Annotated in this window: 15 protein-coding genes; 8 read left to right on the top strand and 7 right to left on the bottom strand. The window is 71.9% G+C overall.

The window, feature by feature from the left end; translation table 11 throughout:
- Window positions 1-10: 10 nt before the first annotated feature.
- Entirely contained in the window at window positions 11-1,063 is a 1,053-nt protein-coding gene (locus tag ACWDSJ_RS07110; protein WP_450029915.1) for an AraC family transcriptional regulator, read from the top strand.
- Here the strand turns inward: ACWDSJ_RS07110 and ACWDSJ_RS07105 are convergent.
- The 7 genes from ACWDSJ_RS07105 to ACWDSJ_RS07075 all read right to left on the bottom strand — a co-directional run bounded on the left by ACWDSJ_RS07105 (window position 1,014) and on the right by ACWDSJ_RS07075 (window position 8,741).
- Complete coding sequence (locus ACWDSJ_RS07105; RefSeq protein ID WP_450029913.1) at window positions 1,014-1,829, bottom strand: metallophosphoesterase; 816 nt, start codon at window positions 1,827-1,829, stop codon at window positions 1,014-1,016. The two genes, ACWDSJ_RS07110 and ACWDSJ_RS07105, sit on opposite strands and share 50 nt — an antisense overlap.
- Window positions 1,830-1,955: 126 nt before the next feature.
- Complete coding sequence (locus ACWDSJ_RS07100; RefSeq protein WP_450029911.1) at window positions 1,956-2,714, bottom strand: RluA family pseudouridine synthase; 759 nt, start codon at window positions 2,712-2,714, stop codon at window positions 1,956-1,958.
- Between the two features lie 104 nt (window positions 2,715-2,818).
- On the bottom strand, window positions 2,819-4,180 hold the full coding sequence (locus ACWDSJ_RS07095; RefSeq protein ID WP_450029909.1) for a WS/DGAT/MGAT family O-acyltransferase: 1,362 nt from the start codon (window positions 4,178-4,180) through the stop codon (window positions 2,819-2,821).
- 115 nt (window positions 4,181-4,295) lie between these two features.
- Window positions 4,296-6,095 (bottom strand): acyl-CoA dehydrogenase, encoded by a 1,800-nt coding sequence (locus ACWDSJ_RS07090; RefSeq protein ID WP_450029907.1) that lies wholly within the window; start codon window positions 6,093-6,095, stop codon window positions 4,296-4,298.
- A 115-nt stretch (window positions 6,096-6,210) separates the two neighbouring features.
- Window positions 6,211-6,768 (bottom strand): TetR/AcrR family transcriptional regulator, encoded by a 558-nt coding sequence (locus tag ACWDSJ_RS07085; protein WP_450029905.1) that lies wholly within the window; start codon window positions 6,766-6,768, stop codon window positions 6,211-6,213.
- Window positions 6,769-6,773: 5 nt separating this feature from the next.
- Window positions 6,774-7,994, bottom strand: coding sequence for a cytochrome P450 (locus ACWDSJ_RS07080; protein ID WP_450029903.1), 1,221 nt, complete (start codon window positions 7,992-7,994; stop codon window positions 6,774-6,776).
- Window positions 7,995-8,048: 54 nt separating this feature from the next.
- Window positions 8,049-8,741, bottom strand: coding sequence for a phosphoribosyltransferase (locus ACWDSJ_RS07075; protein WP_450029901.1), 693 nt, complete (start codon window positions 8,739-8,741; stop codon window positions 8,049-8,051).
- A 186-nt stretch (window positions 8,742-8,927) separates the two neighbouring features.
- Here ACWDSJ_RS07075 and ACWDSJ_RS07070 point away from each other — a divergent pair, with 186 nt between their 5' ends.
- The 7 genes from ACWDSJ_RS07070 to ACWDSJ_RS07040 are packed head-to-tail and all read left to right on the top strand — an operon-like array spanning window position 8,928 to window position 17,491.
- Entirely contained in the window at window positions 8,928-10,190 is a 1,263-nt protein-coding gene (locus tag ACWDSJ_RS07070; RefSeq protein WP_450029899.1) for a hypothetical protein, read from the top strand.
- Window positions 10,191-10,219: 29 nt separating this feature from the next.
- On the top strand, window positions 10,220-11,158 hold the full coding sequence (locus tag ACWDSJ_RS07065; RefSeq protein WP_450030024.1) for a glutamate ABC transporter substrate-binding protein: 939 nt from the start codon (window positions 10,220-10,222) through the stop codon (window positions 11,156-11,158).
- Between the two features lie 7 nt (window positions 11,159-11,165).
- Window positions 11,166-12,350 (top strand): hypothetical protein, encoded by a 1,185-nt coding sequence (locus ACWDSJ_RS07060; protein WP_450029897.1) that lies wholly within the window; start codon window positions 11,166-11,168, stop codon window positions 12,348-12,350.
- Complete coding sequence (locus ACWDSJ_RS07055) at window positions 12,347-14,533, top strand: tetratricopeptide repeat protein (protein ID WP_450029895.1); 2,187 nt, start codon at window positions 12,347-12,349, stop codon at window positions 14,531-14,533. Before ACWDSJ_RS07060 ends, ACWDSJ_RS07055 begins: the two co-directional genes overlap by 4 nt.
- Window positions 14,530-15,531, top strand: a complete 1,002-nt coding sequence (locus ACWDSJ_RS07050; RefSeq protein WP_450029894.1) for a double zinc ribbon domain-containing protein — start codon at window positions 14,530-14,532, stop codon at window positions 15,529-15,531. The genes ACWDSJ_RS07055 and ACWDSJ_RS07050 overlap by 4 nt, the downstream gene beginning before the upstream one ends.
- Window positions 15,532-15,533: 2 nt before the next feature.
- Window positions 15,534-16,820, top strand: coding sequence for a vWA domain-containing protein (locus tag ACWDSJ_RS07045; RefSeq protein WP_450029892.1), 1,287 nt, complete (start codon window positions 15,534-15,536; stop codon window positions 16,818-16,820).
- A complete protein-coding gene (locus ACWDSJ_RS07040) occupies window positions 16,820-17,491 on the top strand; it encodes an FHA domain-containing protein (RefSeq protein WP_450029890.1) in 672 nt (223 codons plus the stop codon). The genes ACWDSJ_RS07045 and ACWDSJ_RS07040 overlap by 1 nt, the downstream gene beginning before the upstream one ends.
- Window positions 17,492-17,577 lie beyond the last annotated feature (86 nt).

Genomic DNA, 17,577 nt, shown 5'->3' with positions numbered 1-17,577 from the left:
TAATCGGCGGATGGCGACGGTGCAGCAGCCGGTGATCCGGAACTGGGATTTCCCGCGAGGTGTGGCGAGCGCCGCGCTCATGGTCGGTTACGCCCGCGAGCACGGCGTCTCGACCGCTCGCATGTTGCGCGGCACCGGACTGACCGAGCGGGCCCTCGCCGATCCGGACGCGCAGATCGACGCGCGCACCGAACTGGCGGTGATCCGCAATCTGGTGCGCGCGCTGGCGGACGAGCGGCCCGCGCTCGGCGTGGAGGTGGGCCGTCGCTACCGCATCACCACCTTCGGCATCTTCGGCTTCGCGTGCGTGTCCAGTCCGACGCTGGGCGAGGCGATCTCGTTCGCCATGCGCTACCTCGAGCTCAGCTTCACCTTCTGCATCCCGGTATTGCGTTCGGAGCCCGGCGAATTCGTGGCCTGGATCCACGACGAGCAGGTTCCCCCCGATGTGCGCCGCTTCCTCGTCGAACGCGATTCGCTGGCCATGCACCAGATGATGAACGATCTGCTCGGCCACGACATCGCGCTGACCCGGGCCGAATTCGATTATCCCGAACCGGAATACGCCGACCTGCTCACCGAGATCGTGGGCGTGCGCCCCGCCTTCGACCGCCCGCAGAATCTGTTCGTCCTCGATCCCGCGCTGCTCGAGCAGCCCCTCCCGCAGGCCAACGAGCACACCTGGGCCATGTGCCTGGCCCAGTGCCGCGATCTGGTCCATCGCCGCCGCGCCCGCACCGGCATCGCCGCCGAGGTCCGCGAACGCCTCGTCCCGCGCGGCGGCGCCGACGGGTTCGCCGCGCCGCCCGGGATCGACGCGGTCGCCCGGGATCTGAACATGAGCACGCGCACCCTCCGGCGACATCTCGACGCGGCCGGGACCAGTTACCGGGCGCTGCTGGACGAGGTGCGCCGGGCGCTCGCGGAGGAAATGCTCACGGCGACACCGCTTTCCGTGAGCGATGTGGCGATCCGGCTCGGTTATGCGGAGGCGTCGACCTTCATCTACGCGTTCAAGAGGTGGACCGGGACCACGCCGTCGGCGTATCGGAAGGAGGCATGACCGCGATCCGTCCGCCCATCGGAACGGTCCGGACGATCGAGGTGAGCCGCCCGTCCTCGACGATGTGCAGGACGAGGGACGGGTCCGGGGCGTAGTCGATCGGAACATGGCCGGGCGCGGGCACTTCCCACGCGCCGCCGATGAGCGAGGCGACGCTCGGCGCGACGATGAGCGGCCGGGTGCCGAACAGCGTGGTGGCCATCGCGTGCATATGGCCGGTGAGGGTGCCCAGGACGCGCGGATCGGCGGCGATGATCTGCTCGAGACGGTCGGGATCGGCGAGGCGGATCGGATCGACCACCGTGCTGTACATCGGCAGCGGCGGATGGTGCAGCGCGATGAGAACCGCTGTGTCGCTGGGGGTTTCGTCGAGCAGGGTGGTGAGCCAGGCGTAGGTGGCGTCGGCGAGTTCGCCGTGGCTCGCCCCGGGGACGGTGGAGTCGAGCAGGGCGACGGTCAGGCCGTCCAGGCGCAGCGCCTGGTTGATGGGGGCGTCGGACGGCGGCTCGTCGAGGAGGATCTCGCGGAGATTGGCGCGGTCGTCGTGGTTGCCGGGCAGCACCCGCAGCGGGACGTCGGCCACCAGGCTCGCGCGCGCCTGTTCGAACTCCTCGGCCTTTCCCGAATCGGTGATGTCGCCGGTGACCAGGATGGCGTCGGGGCGGCGCGGGAGGTCGGCCAGGAAGCCCATGACCCGTTCGACGCGTTCGGCATTGCGCGTGTGCAGGTCGAAATGCGTATCGCTGAGCTGCGCCAGCAGAATCATCGGCGTTCGCTTTCTCGTGGGGACCGCGCCATTGCGCCCGAACTGCCCGAGGGCACCACTACCAGGCTAAATGACCGCGCGCCCGGCGTGCGCGTGAGGCACGCCACCGGGCGTGCCCCGCGCCTATCACTCCGCGGCCGCGCCGAGCAGCGCCGCCGGGTCGTCGGTCAGGGCCGTGCCCGCGACCGTCCAGAAGTCCGCGCCCGGCGCGGCCGTGGGGGCCAGTTCGCCGGAGGCGCGCCACGGGGCTTCGAGCCGCAGCCGCCAGGAGTGCAGGTGGGTGCGCGCGTGCGTTCCGGACCTGTCGAACAGCGGATCGCCCGCGATGGCATGGCCGATCCACGCCAGATGCACGCGAATCTGATGCCGCCGCCCGGTGATCGGCCGCACCGTCAACACCGTGTACGCGTCGGTCCGCAACACGGTCGCGAACTCGGTGCGGGACGGATAGTTCTTGCCCGCCAGCACATCTCGCTCCGCGACCGTCCAGCGGTCCCCGTCCCGCACGATGCTCTCCCGCGGCGCGGCGATCCGCACCCGGTTCTTGCGGCCCACGCTCAGCGGCAGGTCGATCACGCCCCGATCCGGCAGACCCGTCGACGCGGTGATCGCGAGGTAGGTCTTGCCGGCCGTGCGCTTGGTGAACTGCCGCGTCAGCTGCCCGTGCGCTTCGAGTTCCTTGGCCAGCAGCACCAGCCCCGAGGTCACCTTGTCGATCCGATGCACCGGATACAGCGTCTCCCCGCAGCCGGCCGCCAGCTCCACCAGATCGGTGTCGTGCCGCTCGCCGGTCACCGAGATCCCGGCGGGCTTGTTCAGCGCGAGCACCGCCTCGTCCTCCTCGACCAGGCATTCCTCCCGCAACCGCGGCCACCGTTCGTCCACGCCCCTACCCTAGAGCGCGGGCGGCGGCCTCAGGCACGAGCGCAGGCGGCGGCCTCAGGCACGAGCGCAGGCGGCGGCCTCAGACACGAGCGCAGGCGGCGCCCTCAGACACGAGCGCAGGCGGCGGCCTCCATTTCCCGCAACGCCGTCTCGATGTGCCCGATGAACCGGGACAGGTCCGGGACCGAGCGACGGCAGCCGACGAGCCCGAAGTCCAGATTGTCGGCGGTGCTGGTGACCGTGATGTTCATGGCCTGACCGTCGAAGGGGATGGACAGCGGATAGTTGCTCTCCAGCCGGGCCCCTTGCAGGTACACCGGTTTGCGCGGGCCGGGCACATTGGAGATGACCACGTTGAACGGAACCCGGGGCAGCGCTTGGAATCCCGGCGCGAACACCAGCGGCAGCGGGGACAGCAGCAGGGCCGACAGGGCGACGGCCTCCAGCGGCGGCAACTGGGCGAAGACCTCCTTGGACCGCCGCATGGAGTCGCTGATGGTGTGCAGCCGCGCCACCGGATCGGCGATATCGGTGCCCAGATTGCACAGCAGCGCCGCGACCATGTTGCCATCGGAATCGTCGTCGGTCTCCCGGCGCAGATTCACCGGCACCATGGCCGTCAAGGGCTTGTCCGGCAACGCGTTCCGTTCCAGCAGGTAGGCTCGCAGCGCCGCGGCCGACAGCGCGAGCACGACATCGTTGACGGTGGTTCCCGTCGCCTTGCGCACGGCCTGGACGCGTTCGATCGGGAACGATCCGACGGCCACGTCGCGCGCCGCGCCGACCGGCACGTTGAGCATGGTCGGGGGCGCCGACATCGGCAGTTCGAGCCGTCCCTCCCGGACCGCGCGCAGCGTCGCCGCGCCCGCCCCGACACTGGTCAACAGCCGAGGGGCGATGCCGCGCAACTGGTCCCACACATTCGGCGCCTCGTCCGGATCGGTGGCGTCGCGGCCCATCGTCCACGGCACCCGCAGCCGCGTGTCCAGCGGATCCTCGGTGCAGGTGCGCTGCAACAGCCGCAGCGCGGACACCCCGTCCATCAGCGCGTGATGGATCTTGACGTACACGCCGAACCGGTCGCCGCGCAGCCCCTCGATGATCCGCCCCTCCCACAGCGGCCGGTTCCGATCCAGCGGGGTCGCGTGCAGCCGGGCGGTCAGATCCAGCAGCTCGGCCTCCCCGCCGGGCGCGGGCAGCGCGCACCGGCGCAGGTGATAGCCCAGATCGATCCGATCGTCGTGCGCCCAGGACACATTCGTGAGGTTGCCCAGGAGCTTGCGCGGGCGGCGGCGGAAGCGCGAACGCACCGCGGTGGCGCCGCTCAGCCCCGCGTAGATCTCGCGGACGAAATCCTCGCCCGCGTCGGCGGGTGGCTCGAACACCTGCAGACCGCCGACATGCATCGGATGCTCACGGGTCTCGGCGGCAAGGAAGATGGCATCGATCGGATTGAGCAGGTCCATATCTGTTTCCCACGGGTGGCCGGAGTGCGCGTGCAGCGGCGCCGTTGCCCTCGCGTCGGTGAACTATCAACAACCTTACCACCCTGCGGTTTTGCCAAACCTGGCTCGGGACAGATCACAAACAGTCGTCGTCGAGATCCAGCGTCGTCCGGTCCAGGGAGTCGAGCAGATCGAATTGCGCTGTGGTGCGCGGTAATTCCCATCGGAAGAAATAGCGCGCCGCCGCCCGCTTGCCGTCGTGGAACCGGCTCGTGCGCCCGTGCGCGGCGACCGCCTGCGACAGCCAGATCCAGGCCAGCACCACATGCCCGAACGCCTCCAGATAGGCGGCCGAGTTGGCGAGCGCGAGGTCGGGATCGCCGTCCTTCCACAGCGTGGCCGTGGTGGTGGCGATCCGGCCCGTCGCCTGGGCGAGCGCGTCCGCGAAGTCCCCCAGTTCGGCGTCGGCGGTGGCGCGGGCGGCGGCGACGGTGCCGCCGATGGTCTCGAGCAGCAGCGCCGTGCCCGCCCCGTCGTCGGCGACCACCGCGCGGCCGAGCAGGTCCAGGCTCTGAATCCCGTGCGTCCCTTCGTGAATGGGGTTGAGCCGGTTGTCGCGATAGTGCTGTTCGACGTCGTAGTCGCGGGTGTAGCCCGCCCCGCCGTGCACCTGGATGGCCAGATCGTTCGCGGCCAGGCACCACTGGCTGGGCCAGCTCTTGGCGATCGGGGTGAGGATGCGCAGCAGCGCGCCCGCGCGCTGGTACTCCGCGCCGCCGGGGGCGCTGCGCTGCTCGTCGATCAGGGTCGCGCAGTACAGTTGCAGGGCGAGCGCGCCCTCGGCATAGGACTTCTGCGCCAACAACATTCGGCGCACGTCGGGATGCCGGACGATCGGCAACTGCGGGGTGCTCTGACCCTTGACCGTCACCGCCCGGCCCTGCGGCCGGGTCCGCGCGTAGTCGAGTGCCTTCAGATAGCCGGTGTAGCCCAGCGCCGTGGCGGCCAAGCCGACCCCCAGCCGGGCCTCGTTCATCATGTGGAACATGTAGGCCAGCCCGCGGTTCTCCTCGCCGACGAGGTAGCCGACCGCGCCGGGCGCGCCGCCGGGCAGGTACGCCCCGTCGCCGAAAACCGGTGCGGTGTTGACGGTTCCGCGCCAGCCCATCTTGTGATTGATCCCCGCCAGCACCACGTCGTTGCGCTCACCGAGCGAACCATCCTCGGCCACAAGGTATTTCGGCACGATGAACAGCGAGATGCCGCGCGTGCCGACCGGCGCGCCGGGCACCCGGGCCAGCACCAGGTGCACGATGTTGTCCGAGAGTTCGTGGTCCCCGCCCGAGATCCACATCTTGCGCCCGAACAGCCGGTAGGCGCCGTCGTCCTGCGGGACGGCCTTGGTGGTGATGTCGGCGAGGCTGGATCCGGCCTGCGGCTCCGACAGCGCCATGGTCCCGAAGAACCGCCCGGCGATCATCGGGCGGACATAGCGGTCGATCTGCTCGGGGGTCGCGTGCGCGGCCAGCAGGTTCGCATTGCCCATGGTCAGCATCGGATAGCTGGTGGTGGCCACGTTCGCGGCGTAGAACCAGGCCATGCAGGCGGTGAAGACGGTGTGCGGCAATTGCATTCCGCCGACCCGCTCGTCCATGCCCGCGCCCACCAGCCCCGCCGCCGCGAAGGCGTCCAGGGCCTGCCGCACCGCGGGCAGCAGATGCACCTTCTCCCCGTCGAAGGTCGGCTCGTGCAGGTCGTTGTCGCGATTGTGCGGCGCGAAGTACTTCTCGGCCAGATCGCGGCTGAGCTCGAGCACCTGATCGAAGGTCTCCCGGGAATGCTCCCGATACCGCTCCCGATCGAGGAACCTCGTCACGTCCAGCCACTCGTAGAGCAGGAACTCGAGGTCGCGGGCGGACATGATGAGCGAAGTCATGCCCCCAACCCTCCAGCCCGTCGCCCCGCCGCGCAACCCGTCATCCGTCCCAGCCGAAAGCATCCGAGGTCGGGTGCGCCCGAAGCATCCGGGGTCGGGCGCGGGGTCGGGGCGATCAGATGTGAGCGTTCACGAACAACGGGGCGACGAACCGTCGCAGCATCTCCCGCTCCTCGTCCTCGTCGCGGCCCGGGACGGTCAGCAGCGAGACGATGATCCGGGTCAGCCAGCGCGCGAGCAGCGCCGGATCGCCGTCGCGCGGGCGGGCACGCGCGCCGAACAGGGAGACGGCGATGGCCTCGATGACCTCGGAGGTCTGGGCGATGCCCAGCGCGATGCCCGCGTCCCCGGGCCGGAACCAGGCGATCAGCAGCGGATCCGCCCGCACCGCACGCAGACTCGCCGCCACACCCGCGACCACGCGCGCCCCCGGATCCTCGAGGGCGCCGATCTCGGCGGCCACGGCCGCGCCGATGCGCCGGGCCTCCCGATGCACGAACGCCGACTGCACGGCCTGGCGACTGTCGAAATAGCGGTACAGCGTGGCCCGGGAGCAGCCCGCGGCCTTGGCGATATCGGCCATCTGGGTGGCGGCCACCCCGCGTTCGGCGAACAATCCGGCCGCCGCGTCGAGAATGCGCTCGGCCGCGCCCAGCGATCGCGGCTCGGCCATCCAGTTCACGAGCCCGCCACGAACGGCACGTGCACCGGCCACCGCACGTAACTGCCCTCGGAGTAGCGCACCGCGTCCAGGTCCACGGTGAAGTCCGGGCAGCGGGCCAGCAGTTCCCGCAGGGCGATGGTGGCCTGCATGCGGGCCGCGGCCGCGCCGAGGCAGTGATGGTTGCCGTTGCCGAAGGTGAGGATGTTGCGCGGCCCGCGCGTCACATCGAGTTCGCCCGCGTCCGAACCGAATTCGCGTTCGTCGCGATTGGCCGACGCGTACAGCAGCAGCACCCGCCGCCCGGCCGGAATGGTCACGCCCTCGATCTCCACGTCCAGGGTGGCGGTGCGGGCCAGGCCCTGCACGGGCGAGGTGAGCCGCAGGAACTCCTCGACCGCGCCCGGAATCAGCCCGGGATCGTCGAGCAGCCGCCGCCGCTGCTCGGGATACGACGTCAGCAGTTGCACCGCCCCGCCGAGATTGCCGGTGGTGGTGTCGTTGCCGCCGGTGATCATGGTGAAGGCGAATCCGAGGATGCGCAGGATCCCGCTCACGTCACCGTCCGCGCCCAGCCCCGCGGCGACCAGATGGGAGATGGTGTCGTCCCCCGGTGCGGCGCGGCGGCGTTCGATCATGGCCGTGAAGTACCCCATGAGTTCGCCGACCGCGTCCTGCGCGTGCTGCACCCCGCCGTGCGCGGAGGCGGCCACGATGGCCTCGCTCCACTCGTCGAATTTCGGCCGATCCGCCTCGGGCACACCGAGATAGTGCGCCACGACCATCGTCGGCAGCGGTTTGAACAGTTCCACCGAGATGTCCCCGCCCCCCGCCGCGCGCAGCCGCTCCAACCGGTCGATCACGAATTCGGTGACGGCGGGGCGGATCTCGGCCACCTGCCGGGGGGTGAAGCCCTTGGCCACACTGCGCCGGAACACGGTGTGGTCCGGCGGATCGGTGAACACGAAGGGCCGGTCGTCGCCCAGCCCGATCTCGCTCAGATTGTTGTAGTCGACCGTCAAACCCTGTGCGGAGGAGAAGGTTTCGGGATCGCGCACGGCCTCGTACACGTCGGCGTAGCGGGACAGCACGTAGTAGTCCTCGTGCTCGCGCCCCGGGGGCGCCACGTGATGCACCGGATCGTGTTCGCGCAGCGCCGAATACATCGGCCAGGGATCGCGCCAGCCGTCACCGGACCGCAGCTCGAACCGCGCCGCATGAGACACATCGCTTGCCATGTCTCGACGGTAAGACACCGCGACGCAGATGTCTAGAACCTGTTTCAGAACCGATCATGGTCCGGCGGGTTCGCGATGCAACCGGATCGGCTGGGTCGGGGGCGTGCGCAGCAGTTCGGCGGCGCTGTCGAGCAACTCGCTCACCGCGCTCTCGGGCACCGGCTCGAAGTCGCCGTACCAGTGCCCGATCGTGTGGAACAGCTCGGGCGTCTCCAGGCAGATCACATTGTCCGCGTGCGCGGCCAGCGCCCGGATCGGGCGGCACGAACCCACCGGCACCGCGAACACCACCCGCGCGGCGCCCCGGCGGCGCGCCAGCAGACAGGCCGCCCGCGCGGTCGCGCCGGTCGCGACGCCGTCGTCGACCAGCACGGCCGTCCGGTCGGCCAGCGACAACCGCTCCTGGACGCGGCGGAATCGAGCGGCCCTGCGCAACACCGCTTCTCGCGCCTCGCGTTCCAGCCGCGCGCGTTCCGCGGGCGAGACGAACGCGCGCACCAGCAACTCGTCGTCGACCACCCGCACGCCGCCCTCGGCGGCCGCGCCGAACACCAGCCGCGGCCGGTGGGGCACCTCGAGTTTGCGGACCACGGCGACATCGAGCGGGGCGCGCAGCGCGGTCGCCACCTCGTACGCCACCGGTACGCCGCCGCAGGGTAATCCGAGCACCACGGTATCGGGCCCGCTGAACGCCCGCAGGCGTCCGACGAGCCGTCGGCCGGCTTCGCGGCGGTCGAGAAATGGCATCGTCACACCCGGATGTCGGAGGTGGGAGGGGGAGCCGCGGTTCTGGACTCGGAAGACAGCTGGCAACTCTACGCCGAGATCGCCCGGGAGGGAGGCGAATCGGCCGCGAACGGACTCGCGGGCAACGCGGGCGAACCGGCGCGTGCTCCCGTACGATCGCGATCGGAGGCAGACAGAGGGGGGCGCGTGGAGTTCCGGGCACCGGGGCAATGGCTGCGCTGGGTGCGTCGCTTCGCCGCGACCACACCCGGCGTCCTCGTCGCCGTCGTGATCGGCGGCGTGCTGGCGTGCCTGCTCACCGGCCTGGTCTGCGCGCAGGAGGCGAGCGCGCGCACGGCCCGCCGCGACGCGGCCCTGCAACACACCGAACCCCTCGCCGACGCCGCGCAGCGGCTGTACGTGGCGCTGTCGAGCGCCGACGCCGCCGCGGCCACCGCCTTCCTGTCCGGCGGCATCGAATCCCCGAGCGTGCGTGCGCAATACCAGCAGGCGCTCGCCGACGCCGCCGACGCGCTGGCCACCGCCGCCGCGGGCGCCGCCGACGAACCGACCCGGCAGATCGTCGCCCGCGTCGCCGCGGACCTGCCCGCCTACACGGGCCTGGTGGAGACCGCGCGGGCGAACAACCGGCAGGGCCTCCCGGTCGGCGCGGCCTATCTGCGCGAGGCGTCGGGCCTGATGCAGAAGTCGTTGCTGCCGAACGCCGCTCGGCTGACCGAACAGCGGTTGGCCGCGGTGCGCGCCGATCAGCGGGCGATCACCGGGCCGCCCTGGTTCGCGCTGGTCCTGCTGGTGCTGGTGATCGGCGGCGCGGTCGCGGTCTCGCGAGTCCTGCTGCGCCGCACCAATCGTCGCGTCAATCTCGGCCTGGTCGCCGCGGCGGGCGCGGCGGTCCTGGCGCTGCTGTGGTTCGTGGTCGCCACCGTCGTCGCGGACAACGCCGTCGACGGCGCGCCGCATGGGCCCACCGCGCGCGGTGAGAACCTCTCGCAGGCAAGGATTCTCGCGCAACGCGCGCGCACGGACGAGACGCTGGAGCTGATCACCCGCGGCGACCCCACCGAGAGCGAACAGGCCTTCACCGCCGATACCGACCGCCTGAGCGCGACCCTGGACCGCGCGACGACCGCGGATTCGCCCGCGCGCCGGCAACTCTCGCAGTGGCTGGCCGGGCATCGCGCGCAGCTGGAGCGCTACAACTCCGCCGACTATCCGGCGGCGCTGAACCAGGCGATCGGCGACGGCCCCGACTCCTCGGCCCGGCGGTTCACCGATCTGGACACCAGCCTGCGCGACGGCCTGGCCGCGACCCGCGCGGAGCTGCGGCGGCAGATCGGCGGGGCCGGGACCGCCTGGTTCGGCGCGGCGCCGGGCACACTGGTGTTGATGGTGTTCGCGGCCACCGGCATCGCCGCCGGGCTCTGGCCGCGGCTGAAGGAGTTCCTGTGATCGGCGGGCGGGTGGCGTGGGCGGCGGCGATGATCGTGATCGCCGCGACGACGGCGGGCTGCGGCGCCGATCCGGCCGTCCCGATGCGGCCCCCGGTCGCGGCGGTGGCGCCCGAACCGCCCGCCGCCGCGGAGCTGACCACCGCGCCCGCGGCCGAGGGCGGCTGCGACGCCGAGGCCAGCCTGCGCCCCGGACCCCAGCCGAAACCCGGTGCGCCGCTGCCGGATTCGGCGCTGGCGCGGATCGTCGCCAAGGGCCGGGTCACCGTCGGCGTGGATCAGAACACCTATCTGTTCGGCTTCCGCGACCCCGGCACCGGACAGCTGCGGGGCTTCGACATCGATCTGGCCCGCGAGATCGCCCGCGATCTGCTCGGCGATCCGAATCTGGTCGAGCTGCGCTCGGTCTCGACGGCCGAGCGGATCCCCGCGTTGCAGCGGCATCAGGTGGATCTGGTCGTGCGCACCTTCTCCACCACCTGTGACCGCCGCCGCGACATCGACTTCTCGGCCGTGTACTACCGTGCGGCGCAACGCATTCTGGCCCCGGCGGATTCGGGGGTGAACGCCGCGGCCGACCTGCGCGGCAAGCGGGTGTGCGTGACGTTCGGCTCCACCTCCGCGCGGCCGCTGTTCGCGCTGCCCGATCGGCCCACCGTGCGCGCGGTCGACAACTGGACCGACTGCCTCGTGCAACTGCAACAGGGTCAGGTCGACGCGGTCAGCTCCGACGAACCGATCCTGACCGGACTGGCCCAGCAGGACCACAACCTGCGCGTGGTCGGCGATCCGCTCGGCTTCGAGTCGTACGCGATCGGCATCCCCAAGGGCGAACCGGAGCTGGTGCGGTTCGTCAACGGCGTGCTCGAACGCATCCGCGCCGACGGCACCTGGCAACGCCTCTACGCCGCCCATCTGACCGCGCTCGGTCCCGGCTCCGGGCCCCCGCCCCCGCGCTACAGCGATTGAGCCGCCGATGACCGTGCTCACCGTCGCCGAGATCGACACCGAATTGGCCGCCCGCGGACGGGAACTCGACGCGATCACCGCCACCCTGCTCGAGCTGGACAAGCATCCGGGCCTGACGCTGCTGCGCGGCTACCCGCCCACCGGCGTGACCGCCGAACGCTGGCGGCCGGTGCGGCGGCTGCTCGATCTGATGTGGGAGGACTTCGGGCGGTTGCAGACCATCCTGGAACAGGCCCGCGTGCTGCGCGCCCGGCACACCACCCCCACCGACGCCGAGCGCGTGGAACTCACCCGGCTGTTGCGCGACCGCCCGCACGAACTGTCCCGGGTGCCGATCCCGATGGCCGAACGCTCGCTCACCGGACCGAGCGAGAAGGTGCTGTTCGTGGGGATCGCCGACACGTTGCACCGGATGCGCACCTCGTTTCCCGTCATCGCCGAACTGCTCGACGCGGTCGACGCGGTCAACTCCCGGGTGCTGTCCGGTCTCGCGCCGGTGCAGGCCCAGCTCGACCGGCTGGGCGGCGCGTCCCCGGAATTGCGCGCGATCGCCGCCGCCGTGACCGACCTCGTCGCGCGCTCGGCCACGGATCCGCTCGCCCTGACCGTGCCCGAGATCGACGCGCGCACAAGCGAACTCGCCGACCGGCTGCGGCGGGAGTCCGACGCCCTGGTCCGGTTGCGGGCCATGACCGCCGACTGGGACGCGAGCCTCGCCGAGACCCGGGCCCGGCTCGCCGATCTGCGCGCGGTGCATGAACGGGCCGCGACCGTGCGCGCGGAGGTGGAACGGAAGATCATCACCGCGCCGCTGCCCGCGCACGGCGATCCCAGCGCCGCGCTCGCCGCCGAACTGGACGCGCTGCCGCGCCCGGACGGCGAATCGGCCCTCACCGCCGCGCGGGCGCTGCTCGAATTCCGATTGCGGGTCGCCGCCGCGCTGGACACCGCCGCCACCGACGAACAGCTGGCCCGCGGGCTGCTGGACCGCCGCGCCGAACTGCGCGGACGGCTCGTGGCCTACCAGGCGAAGGCCGCCCGACTGGGGGTGAGCGAAGATCAGGATGTGCTGTCGTCCAACCGCATCGCCACCGGCCTGCTGTCGCGCCTGCCGTGCGATCTGGCCGCGGTGACCCGCGCGGTGGCCGACTATCAGCAGATCATCGCGGAGAAGGCGGGGCGGCGGGCATGAACTGCGGCGAACCGGGCTGCGCCGGAACGATTGTCGACGGCTACTGCGACACCTGCGGCATCGCGCCCGAAACCCCCACCGCCACAACGGAAACCACCGCCCCGGCCACGACCCGCTCGGCCCGCACCCGATCCACCTCGGCGCGGTCGCGGCGCGGGCGGCTCGGCGCGGGCATGGTCGAGGTGCCGCGGGTGCCGCGCACGGACCCGGCCGGCGCGGTGCTCGTCGATCCGCTGGTGCCGGAGAGCAAGCGGTTCTGCGCCACCTGCGAACGGCCCGTCGGCCGCGCCCGCGCGGGCACGCCGGGCCGCACCGAGGGCTTCTGCCCGCACTGCGGCACCCGATTCTCCTTCTCGCCCACGCTGAGCGCGGGCGATCTCGTCGGCGGTCAGTACCGGGTGGCGGGCCCGATCGCGCACGGCGGGCTGGGCTGGATCTATCTGGCCACCGACACCAAGGTCGACGACCGATGGGTGGTGCTCAAGGGGCTGTTGAACGCGGGCGACCACGAGGCCGCCGCGGCGGCCGCGGCCGAACGGCGGTTCCTGGCCCAGGTCGAACACCCCAATATCGTCAAGATCTTCAACTTCGTCGCGCACGAGGGCACCGACTACATCGTGATGGAGTACGTCGGCGGCGTCTCCCTCAAACAGGTGCTGCGCCGCCACCGCGAGACCGAGGGCGCCCCGCTGCCGCCCGCGCAGGCCATCGCGTACGTGCTGGAAATGCTTCCGGCGCTGGGTTATCTGCATTCGCTGGGCCTCGCCTACTGCGACTTCAAACCGGACAATGTCATGCAGACCGACGAGCGGCTCGAGCTGATCGATCTGGGCGCGGTCATGGCGATGGACGACGAGCACAGCGCGATCTACGGCACCGCCGGATATCAGGCTCCCGAGATCGCCGACACCGGTCCCACGATCGCCAGCGAGGTCTACACCGTGGGTCGTACCCTGGCGGTACTGATGCTCACCGTGCCGCAGCGCGACGGACATTTCGCGGAGCTGCCCGGGCCCGCCGCCGAACCGGTGCTGGCCCGGCACGATTCGCTGTACCGATTCCTGTTGCGCGCCACCGATTCCGACCCGCGGGCGCGGTTCACCTCGATGGAGGAGACCGCCGATCAGCTCACCGGGGTGCTGCGCGAGGTGCTCGCGGCCGAGGACGACACCCCGCGCCCCGGCCTGTCGGTGAACTTCGGCCCGCCGCGCGCGGTGTTCGGCGCGCGCCCCGAGGGACTCGGCGACGCGCGCGCGATCGTGGCCGCCCTGCCCGTGCCGCTGGTCGACCCCGCCGACAGCGGGGCGGCGCTGCTGGCCACCACGGGCGGCACGACGGTCCGGGAACTGGAACCGGCGCTCGCGGCCGGGCTGCGGTCGGTGGTGACCGGATCGGCGGAATCGGTGGAGATCCCGCTGCGCCTGGTGCGCGCGGCGCTGGAGGCGGGCGACGCGGCCGACGCGCGGACCCGGCTCGACGCCCTCGCGCCCACCCTGGGCGAGGACTGGCGGCTGGCCTGGTACGGCGGGCAGGCGCACCTGATCGCGGGTGAATTCGCCTCCGCCGCAACCGATTTCGAGTCGGTGTACGCCACCCTCCCGGGCGAGGCCGCGCCCAAACTGGCGCTGGCCGTCGCGGCCGAGCTGGCGGCGCGCGACGGCGCCGACCCCGACCGCGACCGGGCGCGCGCCGCGGACTGCTACGCGACCGTGTGGCGGACCGACCGCGCCTATGTCAGCGCCGCGTTCGGGCTGGCCCGGCTGCGCCGCGCGGACGGTGACCGCGCGGGCGCGGTGACGGTCCTCGATCAGGTGCAGCCGTCCTCGGCGCTGTACACCGAGGCGGGCATCGCCGCGGTGGAGGCGCTGCTCGACGACGGCGGCCCGGTCGACGACGGGGTGCTGCGCGAATGCGGCGAGCGGATCGAACGGCTCGGCATCGAGTCGAAACGGCGTGCGGCCCAGGTGCGGCTGCGGGTATTGGAGGCGGCGTTGGCGTGGTTGGCGGCGGGACGCGGTCCCGCGAAGGAGGGCCCGTTACTGGGACGGGCCTTCGACGAGGCGGGGGTGCGGGCCGGGATGGAGCGGTGTTACCGGGAGTTGGCCCGGGAGACGGAGGACATGTGGGCTCGATTCGAGCTGGTGGACCGCGCCAACGCGGTCCGCGCGAGGACGACGCTGTGAGCGCGGCGAACTGCCCGGAGTGCGGTGCGGCCGTCGGCTCCGGCGACCGGTTCTGCGAGCAGTGCGGCGGCGAGCTCAGCGTCCGCCGCGCGGCCCTGCCCGAACTGGATCCGGCGCCGGCCGCGGCGTGCGCGTCCTGCGGCGCGGCGACGTTCGACGGCGACGGCTACTGCGCGTCCTGCGGCGAGTTGCGCCGCCCGCCGGATCGGGCCAGCGCGGATCTGGGCATGGTCCAGCTGGTCACCGATCGCGGAAAGGCGCACGCGCGCAACGAGGACGCGGTCGCGGCGGCCGTGCTGGGCGCGGACACCGTGATCATCACGGTCTGCGACGGGGTGTCGACCTCCGAGGATCCGCAGGCCGCCTCCGGCGCGGCGGCCCGCGCCGGGGTGGACGCCTGCCTGACCGCGCTGGCCGCCGACCGCGCCGCCGCCGACGCGGTGATGGCCGGGCTGGAGGCGGCGTTCCAGGCCGTGCGCGAGGTCTCGGTGGCCGCCGGGCACAATCCGTCGTGCACCTACGTGACCGCGGTGCTGCGCGGTTGCGCCAGTGGGGAATTCGAGATCACCGTCGCGAATGTCGGTGACAGCCGGGCCTATTGGCTGCGCGCGGGCGGCGCGAGCGCCGACCCGCCCTCGCGGCGGCTGACCGTCGACGACTCCTGGGCGCAGGCGCTGGTGGACTCCGGCGCGATGGACGAGACCGCGGCCATGCGCGATCCGCGCGCGCACGCCCTGGTCCGCTGGCTCGGCGCGGACTCCCAGCACTCCGCGGCCGAGACCGCGGTGCGGTCGCTGCGCGTGCGCGGACCGGGCGTGCTGCTGCTGTGCAGCGACGGCATGTGGAACTACCTGCCCGACGCCGGAGATCTGGCCGGGATCGCGACCACCGCGCCGCCCGCCGTCGCCGCGCGCAATCTCGTGGACTACGCCATGCATTGCGGTGGCGGGGACAACATCACCGTCGCCGTCGCGCCGGTGGGACAGCCGGGGGAGTGAACATGGGTTCGCAAGAGGGACAGGGCGTTTCGGTCGTCATCGATCAGAACCAGTATCTGGCGGAGGGCGCCGACACGGTCGACGCGATCGTGACCGTCACGGCCGGAACGGATTTCGCGGTCGCCGCGCCGCCGCCGGAACGGCTCGAGATCATCATCATCGACTGTTCCGGCTCGATGGCGGCGGGCGATCGGTTTCCGGGTGCGCGCCGCGCCACCGCCGCCGCCCTCGACGAACTGCCCGACGGCACGCTGTTCGCCATCGTGCAGGGCACCTCGGAGGCGCGGGTGGTGTATCCGGCGCGCGGCCCGCTCCAGCGCGCGAGCGCCGAATCCCGCACGGCCGCACGGCATGCGCTGGACGCGTTGCGTCCCTACGGCGGCACGGCGATGGGCACCTGGCTGGGTCTGGCCCGGCAGATCGCCGCGCAGCATCCGGCCGCGATGGCGCACGCCATCCTGCTCACCGACGGCAAGAACGAGCACGAGACGCCCGAACAGCTCGCCACCGAGATCGAGCGGTCGCTGGGGGCGTTCACCTGCGACTGCCGCGGCGTCGGCTCGGATTACGTTGTCGCCGAACTGCGTTCGATCGCCTCGGCCCTGCACGGGTCGGTGGACGTGGTGCGGGAGGGCGCGGAGCTGGCCGGGGACTTCCAGGCCATGATGCGGTCCGCCCTGACCAAGACCATCCCCGATCTCACGCTGCGGGTGTGGACCCCGGCCGGGGCGACGGTGCGGTTCGTCAAACAGGTGGCACCCACCATCGAGGACCTCACCGGCCGCCGCGTCGACACCGGACCACAGGTCGGCGAGTACCCGCTCGGCTCGTGGGGCGCGGAGGAGCGCGACTACCACGTGCAGGTCCGGCTGGAACCCGCCGCGCCCGGACGCGAGAAGCTCGCCGCCCGGATCAGCGTCGCCGTGGGCGCGGAGGTGGTGGGCCAGGGCCTGGTGAAGGCGGTGTGGACCACCGAGACCGAGCTGTCGGCGCGCATCAGCCGCCGCGTCGCCCACTACACCGGCCAGGCCGAACTCGCCCAGGCCGTGCAGGAGGGGCTCTCGGCGCGCAAGGAGGGCGATCCGATCACCGCGACCGCGCGGTTGCAGCGCGCGGTGGAACTCGCCGCCGAATCCGGGAACGAGGACACCGCGAAGCTGTTGCGCACGGTGGTCGAGGTCGACGAGCACACCGGCACGGTGCGGTTGCGCCGCACCGTGGACGCCTTCGACGAGGCCGCGCTCGACGCCCGCTCGACCCGGACCGCGCGGGTGCGGAAGGAGCAGTGATGGTCACCTGTCCCGAGGGGCATCCGTCCACGGCGACGGATTACTGCGACGTCTGCGGGGCCGCGCTCGGCGCGAACCCCACCGCCGTGGAGGCGACGGCCGAGTGCGCGGTGTGCGGGGCGCCCATCGCGGGCCGGTTCTGCGAGGCGTGCGGCCACGATTCGGCCCTGCCCCCGCTCTCGCGCGCGGCCGAGACCGTCGTGGTCGCTCCCGCGGAAGAGGTTGCGGCACAGGCGATCTGGACCGCCACCGTGACCGCGGACCGCGAATTCTACGAACGCGTACAGGCGCGCAAGGGTCCCGACGCCGACCAGGTGCAGTTCCCGTCCTACTACCCGCCGCGCCGGATCGCCTTGCGCGGCAACGATTTCCTGATCGGCAAGCGCAGTGTTTCGCAGGGCGTGCACCCGGACATCGACCTCGGCATCGCGCCGATCGATATCGGCGTCTCCCGCGCGCACGCCCGGCTGCGGATCGACGGCGACACGATCACGATCACCGACCTCGGCTCCACCAACGGCACCTCCCTCGACGGCAGCGACGACCTCATCCCGGCCGACACCCCGGTGCCGCTCGCCGACGGCGCGCGCATCCACGTCGGCGGCTGGACCACGATCACCGTGACCCGCGACCCCGCCGCCGCGGGGACGAGCGGGAACACATCGGACTGACCGACGTCTCGTCCCAGCGGACGAAATCCGACGAGGGCATTCGTCCGAAAAGACAAACGGGATGTTACCGCTCACATCTACACTGC

This window comes from Nocardia sp. NPDC003482 (assembly GCF_053588115.1).
Note: the sequence above shows the minus strand (reverse complement) of the source record. Positions and strands in the feature narration are given on the sequence as shown.